The organism is Paenibacillus pabuli NBRC 13638, from assembly GCF_001514495.1.
In the GTDB taxonomy this organism is placed as follows: Bacteria; Bacillota; Bacilli; order Paenibacillales; family Paenibacillaceae; genus Paenibacillus; species Paenibacillus pabuli.
On record NZ_BCNM01000011.1, the window covers coordinates 50,993 to 75,796 of the forward strand.

Annotated in this window: 22 protein-coding genes; 19 read left to right on the forward strand and 3 right to left on the reverse strand. The window is 48.8% G+C overall.

Going from position 1 to position 24,804, the window contains the following annotated elements; translation table 11 throughout:
- Nucleotides 1–102 precede the first annotated feature (102 nt).
- The 10 genes from def (at nt 103) to spoVM (ending at nt 9,478) form a co-directional block, all read left to right on the forward strand.
- The gene (def, locus tag PPA03S_RS15730) at nt 103–591 is read left to right on the forward strand and encodes a peptide deformylase (RefSeq protein WP_024631117.1); all 489 of its coding nucleotides are present in this window, start codon (nt 103–105) and stop codon (nt 589–591) included.
- Nucleotides 592–603: 12 nt separating this feature from the next.
- The gene (gene fmt / locus PPA03S_RS15735) at nt 604–1,557 is read left to right on the forward strand and encodes a methionyl-tRNA formyltransferase (RefSeq protein WP_062324259.1); all 954 of its coding nucleotides are present in this window, start codon (nt 604–606) and stop codon (nt 1,555–1,557) included.
- Nucleotides 1,554–3,074 (forward strand): 16S rRNA (cytosine(967)-C(5))-methyltransferase RsmB, encoded by a 1,521-nt coding sequence (rsmB, locus tag PPA03S_RS15740; protein ID WP_062324260.1) that lies wholly within the window; start codon nt 1,554–1,556, stop codon nt 3,072–3,074. Before fmt ends, rsmB begins: the two co-directional genes overlap by 4 nt.
- A 229-nt stretch (nt 3,075–3,303) precedes the next feature.
- Nucleotides 3,304–4,344: a dual-specificity RNA methyltransferase RlmN gene (rlmN, locus tag PPA03S_RS15745; protein WP_062324423.1), complete on the forward strand. Its 1,041-nt coding sequence runs from the start codon at nt 3,304–3,306 to the stop codon at nt 4,342–4,344.
- 7 nt (nt 4,345–4,351) lie between these two features.
- A complete protein-coding gene (locus tag PPA03S_RS15750; RefSeq protein WP_062324261.1) occupies nt 4,352–5,128 on the forward strand; it encodes a Stp1/IreP family PP2C-type Ser/Thr phosphatase in 777 nt (258 codons plus the stop codon).
- A complete protein-coding gene (pknB, locus tag PPA03S_RS15755; protein WP_062324262.1) occupies nt 5,125–7,335 on the forward strand; it encodes a Stk1 family PASTA domain-containing Ser/Thr kinase in 2,211 nt (736 codons plus the stop codon). Before PPA03S_RS15750 ends, pknB begins: the two co-directional genes overlap by 4 nt.
- Before the next feature lie 62 nt (nt 7,336–7,397).
- On the forward strand, nt 7,398–8,315 hold the full coding sequence (gene rsgA, locus PPA03S_RS15760; RefSeq protein WP_062324263.1) for a ribosome small subunit-dependent GTPase A: 918 nt from the start codon (nt 7,398–7,400) through the stop codon (nt 8,313–8,315).
- A 1-nt stretch (nt 8,316) separates the two neighbouring features.
- Nucleotides 8,317–8,976, forward strand: a complete 660-nt coding sequence (gene rpe, locus PPA03S_RS15765; RefSeq protein WP_062324264.1) for a ribulose-phosphate 3-epimerase — start codon at nt 8,317–8,319, stop codon at nt 8,974–8,976.
- Between the two features lie 2 nt (nt 8,977–8,978).
- The gene (locus PPA03S_RS15770) at nt 8,979–9,230 is read left to right on the forward strand and encodes a hypothetical protein (RefSeq protein WP_062324265.1); all 252 of its coding nucleotides are present in this window, start codon (nt 8,979–8,981) and stop codon (nt 9,228–9,230) included.
- A gap of 167 nt (nt 9,231–9,397) precedes the next feature.
- Nucleotides 9,398–9,478 (forward strand): stage V sporulation protein SpoVM, encoded by an 81-nt coding sequence (spoVM, locus tag PPA03S_RS15775; RefSeq protein WP_019424875.1) that lies wholly within the window; start codon nt 9,398–9,400, stop codon nt 9,476–9,478.
- A 193-nt stretch (nt 9,479–9,671) separates the two neighbouring features.
- Here spoVM and rpmB read toward each other — a convergent pair whose 3' ends face one another.
- The gene (gene rpmB / locus PPA03S_RS15785) at nt 9,672–9,860 is read right to left on the reverse strand and encodes a 50S ribosomal protein L28 (RefSeq protein WP_024631107.1); all 189 of its coding nucleotides are present in this window, start codon (nt 9,858–9,860) and stop codon (nt 9,672–9,674) included.
- A 640-nt stretch (nt 9,861–10,500) separates the two neighbouring features.
- Here rpmB and PPA03S_RS15790 point away from each other — a divergent pair.
- The 9 genes from PPA03S_RS15790 to glsA all read left to right on the forward strand — a co-directional run bounded on the left by PPA03S_RS15790 (nt 10,501) and on the right by glsA (nt 22,334).
- A complete protein-coding gene (locus PPA03S_RS15790) occupies nt 10,501–12,309 on the forward strand; it encodes a DAK2 domain-containing protein (RefSeq protein ID WP_062324267.1) in 1,809 nt (602 codons plus the stop codon).
- Nucleotides 12,310–12,386: 77 nt separating this feature from the next.
- Nucleotides 12,387–13,250 carry a DegV family protein gene (locus PPA03S_RS15795; RefSeq protein WP_062324268.1) on the forward strand — a complete coding sequence of 288 codons (864 nt, stop codon included), beginning with the start codon at nt 12,387–12,389 and terminating at the stop codon, nt 13,248–13,250.
- A 10-nt stretch (nt 13,251–13,260) separates the two neighbouring features.
- Entirely contained in the window at nt 13,261–15,306 is a 2,046-nt protein-coding gene (recG, locus tag PPA03S_RS15800) for an ATP-dependent DNA helicase RecG (RefSeq protein WP_062324269.1), read from the forward strand.
- A 114-nt stretch (nt 15,307–15,420) separates the two neighbouring features.
- On the forward strand, nt 15,421–15,708 hold the full coding sequence (locus PPA03S_RS15805; protein WP_062324270.1) for a stage VI sporulation protein F: 288 nt from the start codon (nt 15,421–15,423) through the stop codon (nt 15,706–15,708).
- Between the two features lie 988 nt (nt 15,709–16,696).
- Nucleotides 16,697–18,349, forward strand: coding sequence for a sensor histidine kinase (locus tag PPA03S_RS15810; RefSeq protein ID WP_062324424.1), 1,653 nt, complete (start codon nt 16,697–16,699; stop codon nt 18,347–18,349).
- Nucleotides 18,350–18,359: 10 nt separating this feature from the next.
- Entirely contained in the window at nt 18,360–19,172 is an 813-nt protein-coding gene (locus tag PPA03S_RS15815) for a LytR/AlgR family response regulator transcription factor (RefSeq protein ID WP_062324271.1), read from the forward strand.
- Between the two features lie 174 nt (nt 19,173–19,346).
- A complete protein-coding gene (locus tag PPA03S_RS15820) occupies nt 19,347–20,591 on the forward strand; it encodes an L-lactate MFS transporter (RefSeq protein WP_062324425.1) in 1,245 nt (414 codons plus the stop codon).
- A gap of 207 nt (nt 20,592–20,798) precedes the next feature.
- The gene (locus PPA03S_RS15825; protein WP_062324272.1) at nt 20,799–21,281 is read left to right on the forward strand and encodes a GNAT family N-acetyltransferase; all 483 of its coding nucleotides are present in this window, start codon (nt 20,799–20,801) and stop codon (nt 21,279–21,281) included.
- Between the two features lie 111 nt (nt 21,282–21,392).
- A complete protein-coding gene (glsA, locus tag PPA03S_RS15830; protein WP_062324273.1) occupies nt 21,393–22,334 on the forward strand; it encodes a glutaminase A in 942 nt (313 codons plus the stop codon).
- A gap of 344 nt (nt 22,335–22,678) precedes the next feature.
- On the opposite strand, the gene PPA03S_RS15835 is transcribed toward glsA, so the two are convergent.
- Together PPA03S_RS15835 and PPA03S_RS15840 are read right to left on the reverse strand one after the other, a co-directional pair.
- The gene (locus tag PPA03S_RS15835) at nt 22,679–23,020 is read right to left on the reverse strand and encodes a YolD-like family protein (protein WP_062324274.1); all 342 of its coding nucleotides are present in this window, start codon (nt 23,018–23,020) and stop codon (nt 22,679–22,681) included.
- Nucleotides 23,017–24,261 (reverse strand): DNA polymerase IV, encoded by a 1,245-nt coding sequence (locus PPA03S_RS15840; protein ID WP_062324275.1) that lies wholly within the window; start codon nt 24,259–24,261, stop codon nt 23,017–23,019. Before PPA03S_RS15840 ends, PPA03S_RS15835 begins: the two co-directional genes overlap by 4 nt.
- Nucleotides 24,262–24,804: the final 543 nt, after the last annotated feature.

The following is a 24,804-nucleotide window of genomic DNA, read 5'->3' on the forward strand; positions in this document are numbered from 1 at the left end:
AAAAACAGTTTTGATACCTGCTACATAGCAGAAATGCTGTACTCTTTTGAAATGAGCCTGATGTGCAGAAATTATGATGAGGATTAGGAAGGTGCTTACAACATGTCGATTCGTATTATCGTGAAAGAACCGGATGAGGTACTACACAAAAGAGCTAAAGAAGTAACTAAAGTTACACCCAATGTACAGAAACTGCTGGATGATATGGCAGATACGATGTATGACGCAGAAGGCGTAGGTCTGGCTGCACCACAGGTTGGTATTTTGAAACGCCTGATTGTGATCGATTGTGGAGATGAGCAGGGCTTGATCAAGATGATCAATCCGGAGATAATTTCGAGCGAGGGAGAGCAATTTGGACCCGAAGGCTGCTTGAGTATTCCTGGCATTAATGGTGATGTGCGTCGTTTTGAGACGGTTACCGTCAAAGGGCTGGACCGTGAAGGCAAGGAACTGATTATAACGGGCAGCGGGTTGTTGTCACGCGCATTCCAGCATGAAATTGACCATTTGGATGGCGTACTCTTTACGGATATTGCTGAAAAGGTGTACGAAATTGCAGCCGATCAAACCGGGCCGCGTCGTAACTAAGGAGTGATTGATTTGAATATTGTTTTTATGGGAACACCTGAATTTGCAGTACCTTCTCTTGATATGCTTATAGCTGAGGGTTATAACGTGGTTGGCGTAGTAACACAGCCGGATAAACCACAGGGTCGCAAAAAGGTGCTTACACCAACACCAGTCAAGGCTGCGGCAGAACGCCACGGCCTGCCTGTATTTCAACCAGTAAAACTGCGTGCTCCGGAAGCTGTGGCACGATTGGCCGAATGGCAGCCGGATCTGATTGTAACCGCAGCCTTTGGGCAGATTTTGCCCAAAGCTGTACTGGATATGCCTGTTCGTGGTTGTGTTAACGTGCATGGTTCACTTTTGCCCAAATATCGCGGTGGAGCCCCGATTCAACGTTCCATTATTAATGGTGAACCGGTAACGGGAGTTACGCTGATGTTCATGGCGGAAGGTCTGGATACGGGGGATATGATCTCACGTGTGGAAGTGCCGATTACAGATGAAGAAACATCTGGCTCCATGTTTGTAAAACTCAGTGAAGCGGGCGCCAAGTTGCTTCAGGAAGAAATGCCGCGGCTGGTTGCAGGCGAAACAACGGCTGTCCCACAGGATGAAGCCGAGGCTTCATATGCACGCAATCTGACTCGGGATGACGAGAAGATGGACTGGAATCGAACGTCGCGTGAATTGTTCAATCAGATTCGCGGTCTTGTGCCGTTCTCGGGTGCATTTACGATGTGGGATGAGCAGGTCTTCAAGGTCTGGGCAGCAGCAAATCCGGAGCAGGCGGGTGTGCTCACGTCTTCGGATGTTGGACAAGCTGAGCCGGGAACGGTGTTACAATTGGGCAAAAACGGCATTGAAGTTCGCACAGGTGACGGTTCTCTCTGGCTTACTGAGGTTCAGCCCGCCGGCAAAAAAGTAATGCAAGCTGCTGACTTTGCCCGTGGCGGTACTCTGAAACCAGGAACGGTGCTGAAATGAGCGGAAATACGCCGGGTCGCCCGTCAGGAAATGGTCATAAAGTCGCAGGAAATACGTCAGGGCGTGGAGGGAATCAACGTCGTCCGAACTCGGGAAAATCGGGTGGCGCAGGGAATTCATCTGCTTCCTCATCTTCGGCAAATGGCGCATCTCGCTCCGAGCGGCCCAGAACATCAGCTCGTGCACTCGCAGTCAAGGTGCTCAGCGCTGTTGAGCAAGAGGGGGCTTACAGCAACCTTGAGCTGAATCGGCGTTTGAAAGAAGCCGAGCTGAGCCCAGCAGATGCGGGACTGGCTACAGAACTGGTCTATGGTACGATTTCGAGACGGAATACCCTTGATTATTTTCTGGAACGATACGTAGCCAAAGGTGTATCCAAACTTCAACCCTGGGTTCGGAGTTTGCTGCGCATCAGTGTATACCAGATGATATATCTGGACCGTATTCCGGAACACGCGGTGGTGAGTGAAGCCGTCAACTTGGCTAAAAAGTTAGGTCATCAGGGCATTTCCGGTATGGTGAACGGGGTTCTGCGGAATATGATCCGTAACCGTGATCAACTGCATATTCCCGAGCATCTTCCTGCGGCTGAACGTATTTCACTTGAGCATTCTCACCCGCTGTGGTTGGTCAAACGCTGGATCAGCCAATATGGCGAAAAGACAGCAGAAGCGATCTGTCGTGCGAATAATGAGCCGCCTGCGGTTAGTGTTCGTGTGAACACGACAATGACTACACGTGAGAAACTGATGGAAGAGATGGAGAGCACGGGTGCGATCGTGGAACCTTCCCGGCTTAGTTCGGACGGCATCCTCGTTCGAAGTGGGGGCAACATGGCACTTACGTCCTGGTATCGGGATGGCCTGCTGTCCGTTCAAGATGAAAGTTCCATGCTCGTAGCCGAGGCAGTGGGGCCTGAAGAAGGTCAAACTGTACTGGACTGCTGTGCAGCACCTGGTGGCAAGACAGCCCATATGGCAGAGAAAATGCAGGACCGTGGACGGATTGTTGCGAATGATGTACATGCTCATAAACGTCAATTGATTATGGATCAGGCGGACCGTCTGGGACTCAGTTGCATTGATGCTGTTACAGGAGATGCTCTGGATCTGGATGAGCGTTATCCAGAGGCATCATTCGATCGTATACTGCTGGATGCACCGTGTTCCGGTTTAGGTGTTATTCGCCGCAAGCCTGATGTCAAATGGACCAAATCCGCAGAAGACATCAAGGATATTTCCAACTTGCAGCGTGAACTGCTGGATCGGGTTGCACCTCTGTTAAAGCCAGGTGGTATTCTGGTATATAGTACATGTACGATTGAGCCTGCGGAGAACGAGCATATGGTCGCTGACTTTTTGAACAGGCACCCGGAATATAAGGCGGCTGAAGAGTCGGTCTGGTCTGGATCGGACACAGCCGCTTGGAAGGTTGTGAACGGTGGTGTGCAGATCTTGCCACAGTACGCTCACAGTGACGGATTTTTCATTGCGAGGTTGACAAGGATAGCCGATTAACCGTTTAATAAAGCACGGAAGGATGACCGCCGAGGGGAACTTCGGCGGATTTCTTTGTGATAAGGCAGAAGGTTGAACAGCAGTAAAAGTAAGGATAGGGTGCGATGCAGGCACTGAGGTGTTATAATGCATGAAGTACAGGCAACAAGGGTATACATGGATGTAAAGTGGTCTTTGTGATAGAATAGGAAGAATGAAAAGAAAAGAAGGAATAGGTGTTGACAACAAAATGAAACCTTTTATATATGATTATTCCCTGGAAGAGCTGCAACAGTGGGCTATCGATAACGGGGAGCCGGCTTTTCGCGGTGGTCAGATTTTTGACTGGATTTATGTGAAACGTGTAAATGATTTCAGTGAAATGACGAATCTGTCCAAAGCACTGCGTGAAAAGCTGACTGAACAGTTTGAATTCGTTACACTTACCGAAATTACGAAGTTTGAGTCCAAGGATGGAACGGTGAAATTCCTGTTTGGTCTGCATGATGATCATGCAATCGAAACAGTGATTATGAAGCACAATTATGGTAACAGCATCTGTGTAACGACACAGGTTGGCTGCCGAATCGGTTGTACGTTCTGCGCGTCCACGCTGGGCGGACTCAAGCGTAACCTTACAGCTGGCGAAATTGTCGCTCAGGTTGTGCAAGCCCAAAAAATTCTGGATGAGCGCGGCGAACGTGTCAGCAGCATCGTAATCATGGGTTCGGGTGAACCTTTTGAAAACTATGAAGCCACGATGACGTTCTTGCGTATCATGATTCATGAAAAAGGACTGAATATCGGTCAGCGTCATATCACGGTATCCACAAGCGGAATCGTACCGAACATCTACAAGTTTGCTGATGAAGACACGCAGATTAACCTCGCGATCTCCATCCATGCGCCTAACGATGCATTGCGTTCCAAACTGATGCCGGTAAACCGTCGTTTTCCTTTCGATGATGTTATGGAGTCACTGCGTTATTATCTGGCCAAAACCGGAAGAAGAATTACGTTTGAATACGCACTTATTGGTGGCGTGAATGATCAGCCGGAGCATGCAGCAGAACTGGCAGGCGTGTTAAAGAATATGTTGTGCCACGTCAACCTGATTCCGGTCAACCATGTACCTGAGCGGAAATACGTAAGAACATCCAGAAGTGATATTTTCAATTTCCAGAAAATTCTTTCGGAGCAGGGTGTGAATGTAACCATTCGTCGTGAACAGGGACATGATATTGCTGCCGCTTGCGGCCAGCTTCGTGCAAAGCATATGGAGTTGAGGTGAGAACGTTTTGATCAAAACAGTTCATGTGAGCCATATCGGACGAGTGCGTTCGGTGAATGAAGATTCAGCCTGGATTCGAAATCTTGAAACAGGTTATATACTGGGTATTGTTGCCGATGGTATGGGCGGACATCTTGCAGGAGATACGGCGAGCCGTCTGGCGGTAGAGACGTTGGTGCAGGATCTGGGGACGCTTGAACCTGGTCTGTCACATGCGTCTTTGTCAGCCGCATTGAGCGATGCTATTTTGCATGCCAACGAAGTCATCTTCCGTACCGCATCCACGAATGACAATTACCATAACATGGGTACCACTGTGGTTGCAGCTTTATTGAATGATACAGAGGGCGTTATCGGTCATATCGGTGACAGCAGGGCATACAAAATAGCAAACAAACATCTGGTCCAGTTGACTGAAGACCATACTCTGGTGAATGAATTGTTCAAAAATGGTCAGATCAGCAAAGAAGACGTCTCTCATCATCCGCGTCGCAACGTGCTGACACGAGCACTTGGCACAGATGCCGAAGTGAAGGTTGATCTGGATACGGTCAAATTGGAGGAGGGCGAGGTTCTTCTCCTGTGCAGTGATGGTTTAAGTAACCTGGTCAGCAATGAGCAACTGATTCAAGTCGCAGGTAATTTGGATCTGGCATTGGAAGATCGGGCAGACCGTTTGCTTCAACTGGCTCTGCTTGCTGGTGGAGATGACAATATTACGGTTGCATTGTTTGAATTGCAGAAGGAAGGTTCCGTGGAATCGGAAACGGGGTGTGAGTCATGATTGGGCACCAGCTAGGCGGACGCTATGAAGTAATCGAGCGTGTCGGCGGTGGCGGCATGGCTCTCGTGTATAAGGCCCAGGATCTTTTACTCAATCGGAACGTAGCCATCAAAGTGTTAAGGCAGCAATTTGTGCATGATGAAGAGTTTATTCGTCGTTTCCGCAGGGAAGCACAATCCGCAGCATCACTTTCCCATCCTAATGTAGTCAGTATTTACGATGTGGGGCAGGAAGATGACGTGCACTATATTGTCATGGAGTACGTTGAAGGCAAAAACCTGAATGAAATAATTAAAGAACGGGCGCCTCTGCAAGTGGACGAAGCGGTTCGAATCGCTTCCCAGATTGCGGATGCCCTTGATCATGCACATCATAATCAGATCATTCATCGGGATATCAAACCGCATAATATATTGATTGGGCGTAATGGCCGTGTGAAAGTAACAGACTTCGGGATTGCCCGTGCGGTTACGTCCACAACCATTACACAGACCGGCTCGGTAGTCGGTTCCGTACATTATTTCTCACCGGAGCATGCCAAAGGCATTGTGACTGGCGAGAAGTCGGACTTATATTCTCTAGGTATTGTACTTTATCAAATGCTGACTGGGCAGCTTCCGTTCCTGGGAGAGAGTCCAATCAGTGTTGCGCTGAAACATTTACAGGAAGAGTTTGATGAACCACGCAAATTCAATCCTTTGATTCCGCAGAGCGTGGAGAACGTTATTCTGAAATCCATGCGCAAAAATCCGCAGGAGCGCTACCAGTCGGCCAGAGAAATGCAAACAGATCTCGAAACCTGCCTGATGCCGGAACGACGGAATGAAACGAAGATTGATTTTCCCGATGAGGATGATATCGATCAAACCCGTGTCATGCCAGCAATTAAGCCAGAGCCGCGTGGCGTTACTTCGACAGGTGCTGCACCTGTAATGGAGTCTGACGATGACCACAATAGGAGCAAGTCCAAAACAAAGAGTTGGAAGAAACCGGCGCTGCTGATCTCGTTGACGGTGCTCATTCTTATCGCCATGGTTGGGGTCGTATGGTACGTGAAAGGCATGCTTGTTGTGCCTGATGTTACGGTGCCCAATGTAATTGGCCAAACCGAGGAAAAGGCTCGTCAGATGCTGCAGGATCAAGGGCTTGTGGTCAGTAACGAGGTCATCCGGGAATACAAGGAAGGCGTGGACCCAGGGGTTGTATTTGACCAGACCCGAAATGAAGGGGATATCGTCAAAGAAGGTTCTGAAGTCCAGCTGAGTGTGGGGGCTGAAAAAGAACCTCTGAAGATGGAGGATCTTAAGGATATCTCTTATGAAGAGGCAGTCAAAAAGCTTATTGCGCTCGGTGTCAAAGAAGATCAGATCCAGCGTAAGGAAGAATACTCGAATGATAAGTCATCGGGTACCGTTCTTTCCCAGACGCCTGGGGTGAATGAAGAATATGATCCGGCAGAGGTTCAGATTACTTTGACTGTAAGTAAGGGCTCTGAAACGGTAAAAATGCCTGAACTGAAAAATCTGACGCGAAGTGAAGCGGAGAAGAAACTTCAATCGGCCGGGCTTGTCCTTGCTCAAGTTCAGGAGGAGCCGAGCTACACTATAGATAAAGGTAAAGTTACGCAGCAATGGCCTGTGGAAGCCGGTACAGAGGTGAGTCCGGGTGACAAAATCACCATTTTCATCAGTACTGGATATCCGCCAGAGGCATTGAACTACGCCTATAATATCAACGTTTCGCCAAAAGAAGAAGGAAAGAGCAGCAAAATTCGAATTACGTTCGAGGATGCTCGTGGGAAGAATCAAGAATGGGGAACCCGGACCATCAAGTCTGCCCAATTGCTGACCATTCCGCTTATTTTGGCTCCAAATGTGGATGGTGTGGTTTCGGTCTATCGGGATGGTCAATTCCTGGATACGTATCTGGTTTCCTATAGCGAGGCCAAAAACGGAACGGTTGTGGTGCCTACCATCGAGCCTGAGAAGGGTGCTCAGCAGCCACCGCCTGACGAAACCGACCCAGGCAATGTTGACGAAGAAACCGTTGATCCTGGCCAGGAAGGGGAGCCTGATACGCCTGTGGATGGTGAAGAGGGCAACGAAGAGGGAGATACTTCTGCGATGAATAAGGATCAGGGGCCCTCCAAAGGCAAAGACAAAGATAATAAGAAAAAGGAAGTCGTTAACGCATCAAGCCGTCCGTAAGGACGGCTTATTGCTGACGTTCAGGGCACATGTACTGTAAATTAAAGGAGGGCGACGGAGCTATGCCAGAAGGTATCATCGTTAAAGCGCTAAGCGGTTACTATTATGTCATGCCACTGGAAGACAGCGGGGTGCCTTCGGTTGAAGGCTCCGCCGTTCAATGTCGGGCGAGAGGCATTTTCAGGAAGCGAGGCACCTCACCACTGGTGGGTGACCGCGTCAGCTATATGCTGACAGAAAACGGGGAAGGAACAGTAGATGAGATCCGTAAACGTGAGACGGAGTTAATTCGTCCGCCTGTTGCCAATGTAAGTCTGGCTGTTCTGCTATTTTCTGTTAAGGAACCGGACATGAACCTCAATCTGCTGGACAAATTCCTGGTACATATCGAACAGGCCGGCTTGGATGCACTGATCGTGCTTACAAAGCAGGACCTGGCTAATCCGGAAACGGATGCCCGTGATACAGTGGCTGAAGTAAAGGCATTGTATGAGCAGATCGGATATGAAGTCATCTCCACCAGTTCACGAACCGGAGAAGGCAATGGGCAGCTCAAAGAACGTCTTGCTGGGAAAATTAGCGTATTCTCAGGGCAATCCGGTGTAGGCAAATCTTCCATGCTGAACGCCTTGATGCCAGGTCTGACGCTGGAGACCAGTGCAATCAGTATGCGCTTAGGCCGAGGGAAACACACCACCAGGCACGTAGAGCTTATCCCACTGGATAATGGTGGCTTTGTTGCCGATACGCCGGGATTCAGCCAACTGGACTTTCTGGAGATTGGTGTGGAGGAGCTATCGACCTGTTTCCGGGAGTTCGCTCAGTATGCAGATCAATGCAAGTTCAGAGGTTGTACCCATACACACGAACCAGGTTGCCGGGTGCTTGCGGCCAAGGCGGAGGGAATGATCTCCGAAAGCCGTTATCAGCATTACGAACAATTTCTTACCGAAATGAAAGACAAGAAGCGGAGGTACTAACATGATTAAAATTGCCCCATCTATTTTATCTGCAGATTTTGCCCGTCTTGGCGCGGAAGTGGCGGAAGCCCAAGCGGCTGGCGGAGACTGGATTCATGTGGATGTCATGGACGGACATTTCGTCCCTAATATTACGCTTGGTCCTGCGATTGTTAAAGCGATCGCCCCACATACAAGCCTGCCGCTTGATGTGCATTTGATGATTGAGAATCCGGAGCGTTATGTAGAGGAATTTGCGAAAGCTGGCGCTGCGGTTATTACGGTTCATGCCGAGGCTTGTGTGCATTTGCACCGGGTTATTCATCTGATCAAGGAACAGGGAGTTAAGGCGGGAGTTGCGCTTAATCCGGGGACACCGGCGAGTGCTATTCAGGAAGTGCTGGACGATGTGGATATGGTGCTGGTCATGACCGTAAATCCCGGTTTTGGCGGACAAGCTTTCATCTCGAATACCATGAACAAAATTAAGCAAATTCGCAGCTGGCTGAACGAAAAAGGACGTCATGACGTGCACATTGAAGTAGATGGCGGGATTGCTGCCGACACAGCACCACTGGTAGTGGAAGCTGGAGCAGATGTCCTCGTTGCGGGAAGTGCTGTATTTGGTCGTGAAGACCGTGCTGCCGCAATTGCCGAAATTCGCAGCAGCTACGGAGGCTGAGCATGAACCTCAAGGAGACGCTGTGGACAATGGCTGCGAGTCTCGTTACAGGGCTGGTGCTTGCTATGTTTGCGGTTATTCAATCCCCTTATAATGCGATTACGTCATTAATTGGGGTTGGTGTTGTCATTATGTACTTCCGCAAATTTGAGCGTACGGGGCTTCGGGTTACTTTTGTGATATTCAGCATACTGTATTACTTACTGAGTGTGTTTATGATCGCTGCCTATCAATATATCCCGACCCAAACCTAAATGACCTGATAACCAGGCTCGTCATTGTGGAATAGGGACAGGGCGTTCCGCATAAATATGGTTACATGAGCAGGTTTCTCATGTAGCCTTTTTTGTCGTGTTTAAGGTAAAGAAGGCCTGGAGCATAGGATACGGCGGATGCATGAGCATGATGGGGAGGGTGAAGTATGAAATTTTACACATTCAAACTGCCGAAGTTTTTGGGAGGGTTTGTAAAGGCGATTCTTAATACGTTTCAAAAGAACTGAAATGATTGACAAAGTCCATTGGCGAATACCGCCGCTTTGGCTTCAGGAACATCTGGAATTCGGACCTGCGAAGCGCCATGCGGCGGCCATTCACTTGCTAATGTGTATTCATGTTTTAATTCTGAATACCAAAAAAGCACCTGCAAGGAACAAGGTGCTTTTTGCTTACCCGATTTATAGTAGCTGTGCGTGATTATACGCGAGTCACTTTACCGGCTTTCAGTGCACGGGTGCTTACGTATACACGTTTTGGTTTACCGTTCACGAGAATGCGGACCTTCTGAACGTTTACGCCCCAAGAACGACGGTTACGGTTGTTAGCGTGGGATACGTGGTTACCGGTGCCCGGTTTCTTACCTGTCACATAACATTTGCGAGACATAGATTACACCTCCTATCCTAAAATAACCAGTTGCCCTCAGAAGACATGAATGTCATTCATATGGGCTAAATTGTTCTTCCTGACCGCAATGGTCAGGTTCCAGTAGCTAATGGCGTTGTTCAAGCCGGCATGGCCGGATCATTTCCATTACTAAACCTGCATAAAACAATACTTGAATATAATATCATATTGAAAAAAGCTTCGTCAACTGATCCAAAAACTTTATTTATTTCTCCTGTCTAATATAGTACAATGTTGAATAGTCCATAATACAGCGGTGAACAGGCTGTTGCCGCCGGGAAGCCGGAGAAAAATCGGCCTAAGAGGTCGGTGGTCTGCTTTTTTTTGGCAACGCTGTGAACTGCGGCATTCCATCATTGGCACCAGTCTCCATGCGGCATTCATGCCGGCTCTTGATACCGGTGCATATCCGTATGCCCCGAATTAGGGGTAACAGCGATTGCAGGATATCTGTAGCCCGGCCGCCCAGACCGTTAATCCGGCTGACATTCTGTATTGTATGCCTGTGCCGGACAAGGTATGGACGAAGATTAACGCGATAAGCGTTAGCGCATGAACAGACCAGAACACATCTTGGTGCAAGATGTTCGTGTATCAAGCTAGGAAGGGGAATTCTCACTTGAGTATACGTTCTTTAAATGGAACAGATTTCACCGCAATGGTACTTGCCGGAGCGGAACAACTTGGACAGCATGCAGAGCACGTCAATTCCCTGAATGTTTTCCCTGTGCCGGATGGCGATACGGGAACGAACATGAATTTGACAATGAGTGCAGGGGTGGCAGAGATTAAACGCAGAAGTTCTGCCTCCATCGGAGAAGCTGCCGGTATATTATCGAAAGGCCTGCTAATGGGCGCGCGGGGGAACTCCGGAGTGATTTTGTCACAATTGTTCCGTGGATTCAGTCGTTCAGCTGCTCCTTACGAGGAACTGAATACACTCCAGTTCGCTGCAGCCCTGCAGAACGGTGTGGACGCGGCTTACAAAGCTGTAGTGAAACCCGTTGAAGGGACCATTCTTACCGTAGCCAAGGAAGCGGCGAAACATGCCAGCTACTACGCAAGACGGACGAATGATATTACTGAATTAATGAATGAAGTTTTGTTAAAAGCAAAAGAAGCACTGGCAACGACTCCGGACTTGCTGCCTGTATTGAAACAGGTCGGCGTTGTGGATTCAGGGGGCCAGGGGCTTGTATATATTTACGAGGGCTTTATGGAGGTTCTGCTACAGAGTGACGGAGTGAGTCGGGCATCTTTGCAAAAAGATGTACAACCATCCGCAGCCGCATCTGCTTTGAAACCAGCTGCACCGGCAGAGGTGGTTTCTGCGAAGCCTGCACAGCAGGTCATTGTGCCAGAGATGCCCATGTCTGCCCAGGCGAGACTGGAAACGGAAGATATTGAGTTCCTGTATGACATGGAATTCTTCATTAACCGGGAGCTGGGAGAGAACGCAGGGGTTGCATTCGATGACGAAGCATTCCGGAAAGCGTTGTCAGTTAATGGGGATTCCATCATTATTATTGCTGATGATGAAGTGATCAAGGTGCATGTGCATTCCAAGACACCTGGGGATGTATTAAATCTGGCTCTTCGTTATGGAGAAATCACACAGATTCACATTCTCAACATGCGGGAGCAGCATCGTGATCTGCTGACAGCAGGCATGGACATTGCGCCTTCGCCTGAACTGTTCGCAGAGATCCCGCCTGAAGCGACGCGCAGTCTGGAACAAGCCGAGCCACCCGCAGATGAGATGGCCCCATATGGTTTTATCGCCGTATCTTCCGGCGAGGGGATTGCGGAGATTTTTCAAAGTCTAGGCGTGGATGTGGTTCTGTCTGGTGGACAGACGATGAATCCAAGCACTGAAGATTTTGTGAAAGCGGTGCGTTCAATCGCAGCAGAACAGGTATTTATTTTGCCGAACAACTCCAATATTGTACTTGCTGCGCAGCAGGCTCGGGAATTGCTTGAAGATGAGCGCCGAATTACGGTGATTCCGAGCAAAACGATTCCTCAGGGCATGGCAGCGGCTTTTGCTTTCCAGGAGGATGAGTCTGCGGAAACCAACCGTGACCATATGCTTGAAGCGATTAGCCGGGTACAGTCCGGTCAAGTGACTCATGCGGTCAGAGATACGCAATATGATGAGCTTGATATCAAAGCGGGACACTACATCGGTATCCACAACTCCAAAATTGTAGCAACGGACGAAAGCATGCTGCACGCATGTGAAGGCCTGCTGCAACAGATGATGGAAAGCGGAGATGAAGTGGTGACCATCCTTGAAGGGGATGAGGCTACCCCAGAAATTACTGCTGCGCTTGTAGCATGGCTTGAAGAACAATACCCTGATGCTGAGGTTGAGGTGCATCTTGGAGGACAGCCGGTGTATTATTATCTGTTCTCTGTAGAGTCCTAATAGAGGTTGTTCATAAAGCCCTCAATTGACTTTTTGAGCATACACTAATAGCATTTCAGCAAAGAGGAGGGGATCAGATGAGCCAAAAGGTTGCGATCGTAACCGATAGCACGGCAGATATACCGGAAGAATTGATCCGTAAATACGGGATTCATATTGTTCCGCTGCGTGTTTTGTTCGGGGAAGAAGCTTACGCGGACGGCGTTGATCTGACTTCGGAACAGTTCTATGCAAAATTGGAGAAGGCATCTGTGCTGCCCACAACCTCACAGCCTTCTCCCACCGATTTTATGAGTATCTATAATTCGCTGTTGGATGAGGACCCCGAGCGACCGATTGTATCGATTCATTTGTCTTCCGGCATGAGCGGGACCTATCAATCGGCACTGCTCGGCAAATCATTGCTGGAACGTGAGGGCGATATAACGGTACTGGATTCAAAGTCTGCGTCCTATGGATATGGTTTATTGGTTGTACAGGCTGCCGAGCTTGCCGAACAAGGCAAATCCGCTGCGGAAATCGCTGCGGCTGTAGCTGCCATGCAGCAGAGCCGCAAGCTGTTCTTTCTCGTAGATACATTGGAGTATTTGCAGAAAGGCGGTCGGATTGGCAAGGCTGCGGCCATTTTGGGAACACTGCTGAATATTAAACCGATCCTGTCCATTGATGAGGAAGGCGTTATTTACGCAGTGGAGAAAGTCAGAGGTCACAAAAAAGCCATGGCACGCATTATCGAGCTGTTTCAGCAGGATCTGGCGGGTCAACGTGTCAATCTGGCGGTAGGTCATACCGCAGACCCCGGATCAGCGATCGCTTGTGCAGAGCAATTACGCGAGCATTTTACACTGAATGAAGTGATATATACCAATATTGGAGCCGTTATTGGCAGCCATGTTGGGCCAGGCGTAATTGCCATCTTTATGTGGCCTGTTCCGGAATGAGGGATTAGACATGAAATGGGAAGAAATATCGGTTAAACAAATTAGCGGCGTGAGTGCTCTCAAAGAGGGAGAGCTTCACGCCTTTGGCATCTCTACTGTAAAAGACCTGCTTGAATACTATCCGTTCCGTTACGAGGATTATCGCCTGCGTTCGCTCAGCGAAGTGAAGGATGGGGATAAAATTACGGTGCAGGGCAAAGTAATGGGCATTCCGGTGTTACAGCGTTACGGTAAAAAATCACGTCTTACCTGTAAAATCATGACGGAAGAGTGGATGATTTCAGCCACCTGGTTTAATCGGCATTTTCTGAAGGACCAGCTTACGCCTAACCGGGAGATTGTCATTACCGGGAAATGGGAACAAAAGCGCATGCAGATGACCGTAACGGACTCCGAATTCCCGGATAAAGGGGAAGGGCGTTCGGGCACGCTGCAGCCCGTGTATTCGGTAACCGGGAAGCTTACGCAATCCTGGATGCGCAAAACGATTCATCAGGGCTTAGTTCAATTTGGGGACATGATTCCCGAAATCCTGCCTCAATCACTCATGAAGAAATATGGATTTATGCCTCGCAAACAGGCGATTGCCGGGATTCATCGCCCGCAGGATAACCGGGAAGGCCAGCAAGCCAGGCAGCGGATGGTGTATGAGGAGCTATTTTTGTTTCAACTCAAGATGCAGGCTTATCGTGCTTTGAACCGGGATCGTATGGATGGTGTAGTGCACACAACGGATAATACGACGATTCGCGAGTTTGTTCGCAGCTTGCCATTTGAACTGACGGATGCACAGAAGAAGGTAGAGCTTGAAATTCTGCATGATATGCGTTCACCGTATTCGATGAACCGGCTGCTGCAGGGAGATGTAGGCTCAGGTAAAACGGTTATTGCGGCGATTGCCCTGTATACAACCGTTCGATCCGGTTTTCAGGGGGCTCTGATGGTGCCTACGGAGATTCTGGCAGAACAGCATATGCGCTCACTGCAAAAGCTGTTTGAACCTTTTGGCGTCACTGTGGGGCTGTTAACGGGCAGTGTCAATGGGCGCAAGCGCAAAGATCTGATTGCATCCCTGCAGATGGGCATGATCGATATCGTGGTGGGTACACACGCTTTGATTCAGGAGGATGTATTTTTCCGTGATCTGGGTCTTGTTGTTACGGATGAACAGCATCGCTTCGGTGTGAACCAGCGCAGCATTTTGCGGCGTAAAGGGTATAACCCGGATGTGTTAACGATGACGGCGACGCCCATTCCGCGAACATTGGCCATTACGGCTTTTGGTGATATTGAAGTATCGACCATCTCGGAACGTCCCAAGGGACGGATTCCGATCTCAACGTACTGGGTCAAGCATGACATGATGGACCGGGTACTTGGTTTTATTTCGCGAGAAGTGGACCAGGGGCGTCAGGCCTATCTGATCTGCCCGCTCATTGAAGAGTCGGAGAAGCTGGATGTACAGAATGCGATTGACCTGCATATCCAGATGCAGCAGAACTTTCCGAAGTACCGCGTAGGTCTGCTGCATGGACGGATGACGGCTGCTGAGAAGGAAGAGATGATGCGTGACTTTTACAGCAACGAAATTCAGCTTCTGGTTTCCACAACGGTTGTGGAGGTCGGGGTCGATGTACCCAACGCAACGCTGATGGTCATTATGGATGCGGACCGCTTCGGTCTGTCGCAGCTGCACCAGCTTCGTGGCCGGGTCGGCCGGGGCGCTCATGCCTCCTATTGTGTGCTCATTGCCGACCCCAAGACAGAGGTGGGACAGGAGCGCATGAAGGTCATGACGGAAACGGAAGATGGATTCGAAGTATCGCGTCGAGATCTGGATTTGCGGGGACCGGGAGACTTCTTCGGTACAAAGCAAAGTGGATTACCCGAGTTCCGGCTTGCTGACATGGTGGCGGATTTTGCCGTATTGGAGCAGGCGCACGATGATGTATCCAGTTTGATTGCGGACGCCAGCTTCTGGACGTCGGTTGACTACGCTCCTTTACGTGACTTTTTGCAGCAGCAGCAAGTATTCCAGGGTGATCTGATCGATTAATTGGGGCTGTGGCTGTGTGGTATTCCACATTTTCCGTGGGAAAATGTCAAGTGTACAGGCCCTCCTGTCATATGAATAAGAAGTGAGTTCATTATTCAGGAGGTGCTGTACGTTTTGGGTTACCAACAATATGGAATAAGTCCGCAGCTGGTAGAGCGGATCAAAACAAAGATGAAAAATCCCGCTGTCAAAGAGCGTATCAAAAAGCTGATCGATGGGGTCACCAAATCAGATCTGCAGGATAAGGCCAAAGTGAGAAGGCTGGTCAAGTCATCAGCGGTCATCATGAATGAGAATTTTTCTGCGGCTCAGGAGGAACAATTCGTCGCTTTTGTCCTCGCGCAGAAGATCGATCCGAACAATACGTTTCATTTGATTAAGCTGTGGGGCATGTTTAGGTGAGGGATTCGATGTAATGTTGGGTGGGTTAAAATGAACCACAGGGTGTTACACGTGGCCACTCCGAGTGCAGTACCATCTTCCGATCGCTGTTATCCCCGGATTTTTTTGAATTACCCTTTGAAAGGGTAAAATCCGGTGATAAAGGCGAGCGCTTCGCTTCTCCAGATTGGTTCTGCACTCTCCGTTACTGTGTAACTGGGAGTTCATTTTATAAAAAACCAAATTACATCGAATGTGTATGAAGTAATTTTAGTGGTTGGGCGGTCCATAAGTCATGAATATGACTTATGGACCGCCCTTTTGATTATTTGAGTCAAGAACAAGTATTTAATGATGCTTAAAAAAGTGATTATGCTTTACGAAACGGAGCGATTGCTATTGGTGAAGGTGGAGAATTTTGATGGTTTGTGTTTGGGGAGATCCTCTGGTGTTATCCCATCACTCTTTATTCTTAACAAAAAAAGAGCTGGTAGCTATTAATGATGCTATAAATACTAAAATTAAAATGTTAGAAGGCACGGTTTCGTATATGTAGTTTTCAACGATTAGTACGAGGATCGAAATACTTAAAATCACTCTTAGCACATGAGCAGACGAGCGATTAGGGTTTTTGGTACGTTTCGAGATAAAGTAAATGATGTATCACAAACCACTAAACAATAGAAGTGAACCTACGAGTAGCATTACAAACATTTAAATACACCTTTCTTAAATAAATTATCTTGAACCAATTAGCAGAATGTACCAATTAATTATAACACAGTGGATTTCTGGAAGTCGGATTTTATGTAGATCAACGGTGAGCACAGCTATCGCTGCATATTTGAGCATTTCATTTTCACAAGATCGACTTTGCTTTCCTTCTGGCGGAGCGGTAAACTGTTGCATACGAGCATACATGGATTTCAAGGTGAGAGAAGCGCTGCTTCGATGAGGGCGTTTATTTTTGACGGATGTGGAGGAAGTTAGATTGACGGAGATGTTTACGATGCTGCTGGGGTTGTTTGAACGGGCGGCACTGCTGATTATATTTTTATTTTTTCTTTCAAGGGTACCGCGGTTTAGACAGATTTTGCAAAAGGGAAAATTGAGATGGCAGGAATACATTGCGGTTACGTTGTTATTCTGTGCATTTGCCATCTTTGGTACCTATACCGGTATTAATGTAGAAGGCTCGCTGGTGAACGTACGCATTATAGCGATCTTGTCTGGCGGCATTTTGTTTGGAGCGCCTGTGGGGATCATTACGGGGATTGTTTCCGGGGTGCATCGGTATTTGATCGATATGGATGGGGTTACGGCGATCCCATGTCTAATCACGAGTATCCTTGCAGGTCTGGTGTCCGGGTATATCCATAAGTATACGCCCAAGTCGAAGCGCTGGATGATCGGTATTGCCGCAGGAATGATCTGTGAGGCGCTTACGATGCTGCTTATCCTGCTATATTCCTATCCTGATCCACTGGGGGCTGATATCGTCTCGAAGATTGCGCTGCCGATGATATTGGGTGAAGTGAATATTGGGCTGATCGTGCTGCTGGTACAGAGTGTGGAAGGGGAAAAGGAAATGATTGCAGCGCGTCAGGCCAAGCTGGCGCTGGAGATTGCCAACAAGACCTTGCCTTACTTCCGTTCCATTGATGAGGACTCTCTGCGGACGATCTGCCGAATTATACAGGAGGATATTCAGGCTGATGCGGTTGCAATTACAGATACCCGAAATGTACTGGCTTATGTGGGATTCGGTGAGGAACGATATCACATCGGCAATGAAATTATTAGTGAGATGACGAAGAAGACCATCTCCAGCGGAGAGATTACGATCAGCAATGATGTAATTGATGAAAAGACACCGGATATTCACTCCCTGCTGATCATTCCGCTCAAAGAGCGGGGCGAAGTGACGGGGGCTCTGAAAATCTATTACCGTAAAGCGTACAAGATTACGTATCCGTTGCAAACGATGGCTGTGGGCCTGTCCCAGATTATTTCCACCCAGATGGAAGTATCACGTGTGGAGGAGATCAAGGCTGCGGCCAATAAGGCGGAGCTGCGTGCATTACAAACCACGATTCATCCTCATTTTCTATTCAATGCACTGAACGCGATTGCTTCATCCATTCGCACCAAGCCGGATCGGGCGCGTGAGCTGATTGTGAATCTGTCTGGATATATGCGTTATAACCTGGAGCTGTCGGATGAGCTTATTGATATTCATAAGGAGTTGGAGCAGGTCCGCAATTATGTGGAAATTGAGAAGGCGCGATTCGGCAGCAGGCTCAACGTCATCTATGATATTGATGAGGTGGCTGTGCATATTCCAAGTCTGGTCATCCAGCCGCTGGTGGAAAATGCCATTATCCACGGTATCCTTAAGGTCAAAGGACCCGGGACCGTACGAATTCGGGTACAGGACTATCCTGACTTTGTACGAATTGGGGTCAGTGATACAGGAGCGGGCATTGGAGCCGACATTATTGAACGGGTGTACCATGACCGGATGCCTGGCAACCAAATCGGGTTGTACAATGTGCATCGGCGGGTGAAGCTCATTTATGGACAGGGGCTTACAATTACCCGGCTGGAGCAAGGAACTGATATTTTATTTGATGTACCCAAAGGAGATGCAGTGACAAGGTGATGAACGGTCAATGAGAGCCCTTATTGTTGAAGATGAGATTCCGGCAAGTGAGGAACTGAATTATTTGATACAGGAACATAGCCACATTGAAGTCGTGGATTGTCTGGAAGATGGGCTGGATGTGCTGAAGTTTCTGCAAGAGCAGGAAGTCGACGTTATTTTTCTCGATATTAACATTCCATCGCTGGATGGCATGATGCTGGCGCATCATATTGGGAAGTTTGCGAGCAAGCCATATATCGTATTTACCACTGCGTACAAGGAACATGCAGCGGAGGCCTTTGAGCTTGAGGCGTTTGACTATATTCTGAAGCCCTATGATGAGAAACGAATTGCAGCAATGCTGAATAAACTCGAAACGGCGTTCAAACGGGATCATGAGCAGGTGGAACGTGAACGTGGCAGTGATGATGGACAGGCTCACCATACGGCTCAGGCAAACGATGAATGGTCTGCATCAGGCATGCAGGCACGCGGGTCCAATGACCAGACAGAGCGACGCATCAATTTGCTTCGCAATGACAATATTATTGTGACAGACACTGCCGATATTTATTATGCCGAAGCTCAAGAGAAAGTGACAAAGGTGTATACCAAAAACGGGGAGTTTACGATGCCGGTCAGTATTTCGGATTTTCACGGGCGTTTGCCGCAGGAAACCTTTTTCCGCTGCCATCGTTCTTACGTCGTAAATTTGTCTCAAATTCGTGAAATTGTACCCTGGTTTAACAATACGTACCTGCTTCGATTGCGTGATCTGGAGGCTGAAGTGCCCGTTAGCCGGGGCAAGGTCAAGGAATTTAGGCAGCTCATGCGCATCTAGAGGCATTTCATTCCGCATTTGATGCAACTCATGCTCAAATCGGTGTAATGAATCCCCTTTCATGTATGATTAGCTTGTGAACGCATTCATATATATGACATCGGCAAAGGGGAGATCACGATGAAAGCAGCTATTTCATCCGCTTCATCAACACCTGAATCAACAGTTACATCTATGAAAATGAACCGCTGGCTTATCGTACTGGGTACCATTATTGTACAAATGGGTCTTGGGACCATCTACACCTGGAGCTTATTTAATCAACCGTTGTCTGACCGTTTCGGATGGGACGTCAGCTCGGTCGCGATAACTTTTTCAATTACCAGTTTTGCTTTGGCATTTGCCACACTATTTGCCGGCCGACTGCAAGAACGATGGGGGCTTCGTCGCCTGATTCGGGTAGCCGGTGTGGTGCTTGGTCTGGGACTCGTGCTCAGTTCTCAAGTGAGTTCGTTGACACTGCTCTACATTTTGGCCGGATTTGTGGTTGGATTCGCGGATGGTACGGCGTATATTACTTCACTGTCCAACCTGATCAAATGGTTCCCTGAGCGAAAAGGTCTGATTTCGGGGATTTCGGTCGGTGCTTTTGGTACAGGCAGTCTGTTGTTCAAATATGTGAACTCGGCATTAATCGGTGCCGTGGGTCCTGCTCAAGCCTTTATGTACTGGGGTATTATTGTATTGGTGTTGATTGTGGGTGGCTCGTTCCTGATCCGTGAAGCCGTTGTTCGCGAACAGGCGCCGGCAAGCCGCACCGAGGGTACGAAGAAACAAGAAGTACGTCATGATTATACGGTCAAAGAAATGCTGCGCACGAAAGAAGCTTATATGCTGTTCGTTATTTTCTTCACAGCATGTATGAGTGGGCTGTATCTGATCGGTATTGTGAAAGATATCGGTGTGCAGTTGGCAGGACTCAACGTGGCTACGGCTGCCAATGCGGTGGCGATGGTTGCGATCTTTAACACCGCTGGACGTATCATTCTGGGGGCGCTGTCGGATAAAGTGGGACGGATGAAAGTCATTGCCGGAGCCCTGCTGGTTACAGCTGTTGCCGTAATGACACTTAGTCTGGTGCCTCTGAGCTTTGGCATTTTCTTCGCTTGTGTGGCCGCTATTGCGTTCTGCTTTGGTGGCAACATTACGGTCTTCCCGGCGATTGTTGCGGATTACTTTGGGCTGAAAAATCAGAGCAAAAACTATGGCGTCATCTATCAGGGATTTGGCTTTGGTGCTCTGGCTGGATCGTTTATCAGCGCCCTGCTGGGCGGATTCCATCTTACCTTTATTGTGATCGCTGTACTGTGCGCCGTCTCGCTGCTCCTGGCGTTGATCATTACGCCTCCGGGTCAAGGACGTCGTACACGTCAACGTGAACAGCAGATGAATCTTAACCCTTCATCCCGGGCAAGCTGAGTGTAGCCAGGGACTACGTTTTATTTTATAAAAGCAAGCTGGGCGGTCTCCACGGAGACCGCTTTTTTTGAACCCAATGAATCGGAGAGGTGAAGGCTCGGGTACAGTGAAGCGGCTGTGTGCAATGCATACTTTGCTTCTGGTATACTCTAGGTGAAACAATAAGAGCGAGGTCCCTGTTAGCCATTAAGAGGAGGTAGGTTCGTCATGAATTTCCTGAAATATGCACAACCTGATTTTGCCGATTATTATGCTCTTGTGTCCAATATTGAAGTCATGCAGCAGATTACCGAACGTGCTCTGCCTGAGCATGAAGCTACAGCGGAGTTTGAATCCATGCTGAATTATAATCAGGGAAATGACTGCGGATATTATCGGATATCTGGTGAAGATGGGGCAGGGATGGCTTACGCCAAATTGATCCCGGATGAATCGGATCCGTCCCGGGCGGAAATGGGTTATATGATTTTGCCTGAATACTGGGGGAAAGGACATGGGACTTCTATCGCAGCTCGGCTGATTATTCAGGCACAGGCGGCAGGGATTGCTGTACTTTATGCGGTTATCGACCCATCCAATGCGGCATCCCGTCGAATATTACTTAGACAGAACTTTGTATCTACCTGGGTAGGAGACTATCATGGGCTGCCTGGCGAGATTCTGGAACTGAATCTTCAGGTGAAGCGGTAAAGGATCGGGCTTGTGGGTAATACATACCTATCCCGGCATTTTGCATCATTTTGAATGGCTTCTATTCGGGTGCATGCAGAATGCTCATACAGAGATTTGGAGGAGATGGAGATGAGCAATGCTGCAATGGAACGCCTGAACTTGTTGCTGCCGGAATGGCTGGAGACCAGCCGCCTGCACACGGGACAGGGGAAGGTGGCTTCCTATATACCGGAGCTGGTCAAGGCCTCGCAGGATGAGCTGGGTATACATATCATGGACGCTGAAGGCAATGATGTGTCAGCCGGAGATTGCGGTGTCCCGTTCACGATGCAAAGTATCTCCAAGGTATTTACACTCATTCTCGCCCTGATGGATCATGGGGAGGAAGCGGTCTTTTTTAATGTAGGAAAAGAACCCACCGGGGATGATTACAACTCGATGATCAAGCTTGAACTGGTGGAACCGGGTATTCCGTTTAATCCATTAATCAATGCAGGTGCGATCACAGTATCGTCCCTGATTGCCGGAGATTGCAAGGAGGAGAAATCAAGGCGCATTTTGGAATTTTTCCGCAAGCTGGCGAATAATGATCGGCTGGGCTATAACGAAGCGGTATTTCAATCCGAATCGGATACAGGTCATCTGAACCGCTCGCTTGGTTATTTTCTGAAGCACAATGGCGTGCTCAAGGATGACGTTGAAGATGTGCTTGCCGTCTATTTCCGGCATTGCTCCATCGAGGTGACCTGTGCGGACCTGGCCCGTATGGCACTGGTGCTTGCATATGACGGGACAGATCCCCTCACCGGAAATGAGCTTATTCCTCGTCGTTATGTACAGATCGCCAAGACATTCATGACCACCTGCGGTATGTATAATGCATCAGGCGAATTCGCAATTCAGGTCGGACTGCCTGCCAAGAGTGGCGTGTCGGGCGGAATCCTGACCCTGGTTCCAGGCCAGTTTGGCATCGGTCTTGTAGGTCCGGCTCTGAATCGGAAAGGAAACAGCATTGCGGGCGTGCATCTGCTCGAACGTCTTTCCAAAGAATTCGACTGGAGTTTGTTCTAACGAAGTCACCCATACCCTCCCGAGTAGCCAATGAATCACCAATCCGTCCTTTTGCTTCTTTGGAACGAAATGGTCCGATAGGAATTGACTTGTCAGCGGCTTCCGTCCTGCATCCGATCGCGTAGGAAAAGGGTCCTGCATAGCAAAGGCGATGCTGCATCTATTCCGCTATACCCGCAACGCCGGGTTCAACAGGGGACGCTCCTTTTATATCAAGTTCATTGGTCTCGGGAACGGAATAGGGTGAATCGAAAATAAGCTGCACTCCACAAGATATGGTACATATTGACGAGTCGAACATCCGGAAAAGCAAGTCTGTCTCGCAGCTGGGCCTTTGGCTCGTATCATCCATTCGCGAGTATCACGTCCGTAATGAGATTCATCTGAATATCCCGGGTCCCAGTCTCTGTTAGCAGCTTAAGCGTACGGGAAGAGGAATCCAGCCGAAGCACCTGTCCGGTAAAGCGGATATCATCATGTTCATGGAACAGGGTGATGGTGACTGCATCCCCAAGCAGCATGGAATTGCTAAGCAAACGGGACATTTCTTCCGCTGCCTGGGCATCCAGGGATGGGCGGGGACGGGGAGCGAGCTGCTCCTGATGAATGATGTAGGCTTCCCGGTGTTCGGGCAGCATCATACGCGAGGACTCAAAGATCCCGTTTTGCTGTAATTTTTTACTCATTTATAGTGACCTCCAATTTTATGAGAACGGTCCTGTGCCTGCGCGGACGAGCAGAGTGAGGAGGCCCGCATGATCGCGGTATCTCCGAACTTGCGCTTGATGTCATCCGTGGCACGTTCCAGTTCTCTTTTGCGTTCACGGTCATCGAACCAGGACAGCTGTACTTCGGAATCGGGCACGAGTCCGGTCAATGACACGCTGATGCGGCGAATGGGTAATCCGTCCCAATGGCGCAGGAACAAAGCTGCTGCTGCATCGTATACTTCATCCGTGATGTTGGTCGGTTCATTCACCTTCATCTGGCGGGAGAATCCGGTCGGACGATCGTAATCCTGCCCCCGGCATCCTACAGAGACGACATTGCCCATGAGCGATTTGTCCCGGGAACGCCGGCTGACCAGCTCCGCCAGTTCGAGCAGCACCACCTTGATGTCCGCCCATGATTCATAGTCCCGGGGCAAGGTCATCTGATGTCCAATGCCCTGCTGCTGGTGAGCATATGTCCCGGGTTTTACCGGAGAATCATCGATTCCGCGGGCAATACGCCACAGTACCTCACCATTTACACCCCAACGCTCTCTCAGCCGGGACAATGGAGTCTGCGCCAGATCACCGATCGTATGAATCCCCATCTTATAGAGATGCTGCCCCATCCGGGAACCGACCATAAACATGTCTCGAACAGGCTTTTTCCACAATGTTGTCTGCATGTCTTTGCGGGGCAGCGTATAGATGCCTCCCGGGACTTTTTTGGCATACAGATCACAGGCCATCTTGCTGACAACCTTGGTGTCGCTGATGCCGACGCGGATGTATACGCCAGTCTCTTCCATGACCCTGTCCTGAATGCTGCGGGCAATGGTTTCAGGACTGCCGAACAGGTCCAAACTTCCGGTGACATCGAGAAACTGCTCATCAATGCTATAGGGTTCAACCAGATCGGTATAGGACTGAAGGATGCGGGTAATGTGCAGGGAGACACGAATATATTCAGCCATCCGGGGACGAATGACGACAACATCGGGGCATTTGGCAAGAGCTTCACCCAGTCGTTCTGCTGTAGTAATTCCATAGGATTTTGCGAGTGGGCAGGCTGCCAGGATAATGCCTGAACGGCGCGCAGGATCTCCCGCTACAACAAGCGGCCGGTCTCTGTATTCGGGATGTGCAGACTTCTCCACACTGGCATAGAACGACTGGCAGTCGGCCAGCATAATGACACGTCCGTCTTTGCGGGGCATAGTACTTCTCTCCTTTTATAGATGATCCGGCTGCTTCTGAGCGGAAATGGGATTCATTCCATGAATGTTATTTTACAGTTTATTTACAGTATGGAACAAGTGTTCCTGTTTTATAAGCATATATGACAATGTCAGATGCGGCAACCGGAATTATTTTGCAAATTGGACACAATTATCGAACGGACCTAATAGAGTCAAAATTTAGGAAATAAGATGTAGTTTTTTACATTTCATGTAAGAGATCCGTGACTTCCGGGTGATGACTGGGTGTTCATTCGGCTTTGTGTAAAAGTAATATAAATGGGCACAGTCCTATAGGGGGGGACTGATGTCCTTTTTTCATTTTCTGTACTTTTCAGAAAACCTTGATAGGACGCGGATTTTCGCTGATGCGTTATCGGACTATAGTATCAATTTTGTAATCTTTATGGTTAATACTGTAAAAAGGTCCGCAACTTTAACATTTACCTTGCGTTTAATGGGGTAAGCGTTCAAGCGGAAACAGATCTCGTAATCCGCGTTGCATATAACAATAACGGGTAG

Excerpts from the sequence above, each read along its gene's own strand:
- PPA03S_RS15815 (WP_062324271.1), top strand. The coding sequence starts at position 18,360 with ATGAGAGCCCTTATTGTTGAAGATGAGATTCCGGCAAGTGAGGAACTG.
- spoVM (WP_019424875.1), top strand. The coding sequence starts at position 9,398 with ATGAAATTTTACACATTCAAACTGCCGAAGTTTTTGGGAGGGTTTGTA.
- PPA03S_RS15820 (WP_062324425.1), top strand. The coding sequence starts at position 19,347 with ATGAAAATGAACCGCTGGCTTATCGTACTGGGTACCATTATTGTACAA.
- rsmB (WP_062324260.1), top strand. The coding sequence starts at position 1,554 with ATGAGCGGAAATACGCCGGGTCGCCCGTCAGGAAATGGTCATAAAGTC.
- glsA (WP_062324273.1), top strand. The coding sequence starts at position 21,393 with ATGAGCAATGCTGCAATGGAACGCCTGAACTTGTTGCTGCCGGAATGG.
- PPA03S_RS15840 (WP_062324275.1), bottom strand. The coding sequence starts at position 24,261 with ATGCCCCGCAAAGACGGACGTGTCATTATGCTGGCCGACTGCCAGTCG.
- recG (WP_062324269.1), top strand. The coding sequence starts at position 13,261 with ATGAAATGGGAAGAAATATCGGTTAAACAAATTAGCGGCGTGAGTGCT.
- PPA03S_RS15770 (WP_062324265.1), top strand. The coding sequence starts at position 8,979 with ATGAACCTCAAGGAGACGCTGTGGACAATGGCTGCGAGTCTCGTTACA.
- PPA03S_RS15810 (WP_062324424.1), top strand. The coding sequence starts at position 16,697 with ATGCTGCTGGGGTTGTTTGAACGGGCGGCACTGCTGATTATATTTTTA.
- pknB (WP_062324262.1), top strand. The coding sequence starts at position 5,125 with ATGATTGGGCACCAGCTAGGCGGACGCTATGAAGTAATCGAGCGTGTC.
- rsgA (WP_062324263.1), top strand. The coding sequence starts at position 7,398 with ATGCCAGAAGGTATCATCGTTAAAGCGCTAAGCGGTTACTATTATGTC.
- PPA03S_RS15835 (WP_062324274.1), bottom strand. The coding sequence starts at position 23,020 with ATGAGTAAAAAATTACAGCAAAACGGGATCTTTGAGTCCTCGCGTATG.
- rpmB (WP_024631107.1), bottom strand. The coding sequence starts at position 9,860 with ATGTCTCGCAAATGTTATGTGACAGGTAAGAAACCGGGCACCGGTAAC.
- def (WP_024631117.1), top strand. The coding sequence starts at position 103 with ATGTCGATTCGTATTATCGTGAAAGAACCGGATGAGGTACTACACAAA.
- PPA03S_RS15825 (WP_062324272.1), top strand. The coding sequence starts at position 20,799 with ATGAATTTCCTGAAATATGCACAACCTGATTTTGCCGATTATTATGCT.
- PPA03S_RS15795 (WP_062324268.1), top strand. The coding sequence starts at position 12,387 with ATGAGCCAAAAGGTTGCGATCGTAACCGATAGCACGGCAGATATACCG.
- rpe (WP_062324264.1), top strand. The coding sequence starts at position 8,317 with ATGATTAAAATTGCCCCATCTATTTTATCTGCAGATTTTGCCCGTCTT.
- rlmN (WP_062324423.1), top strand. The coding sequence starts at position 3,304 with ATGAAACCTTTTATATATGATTATTCCCTGGAAGAGCTGCAACAGTGG.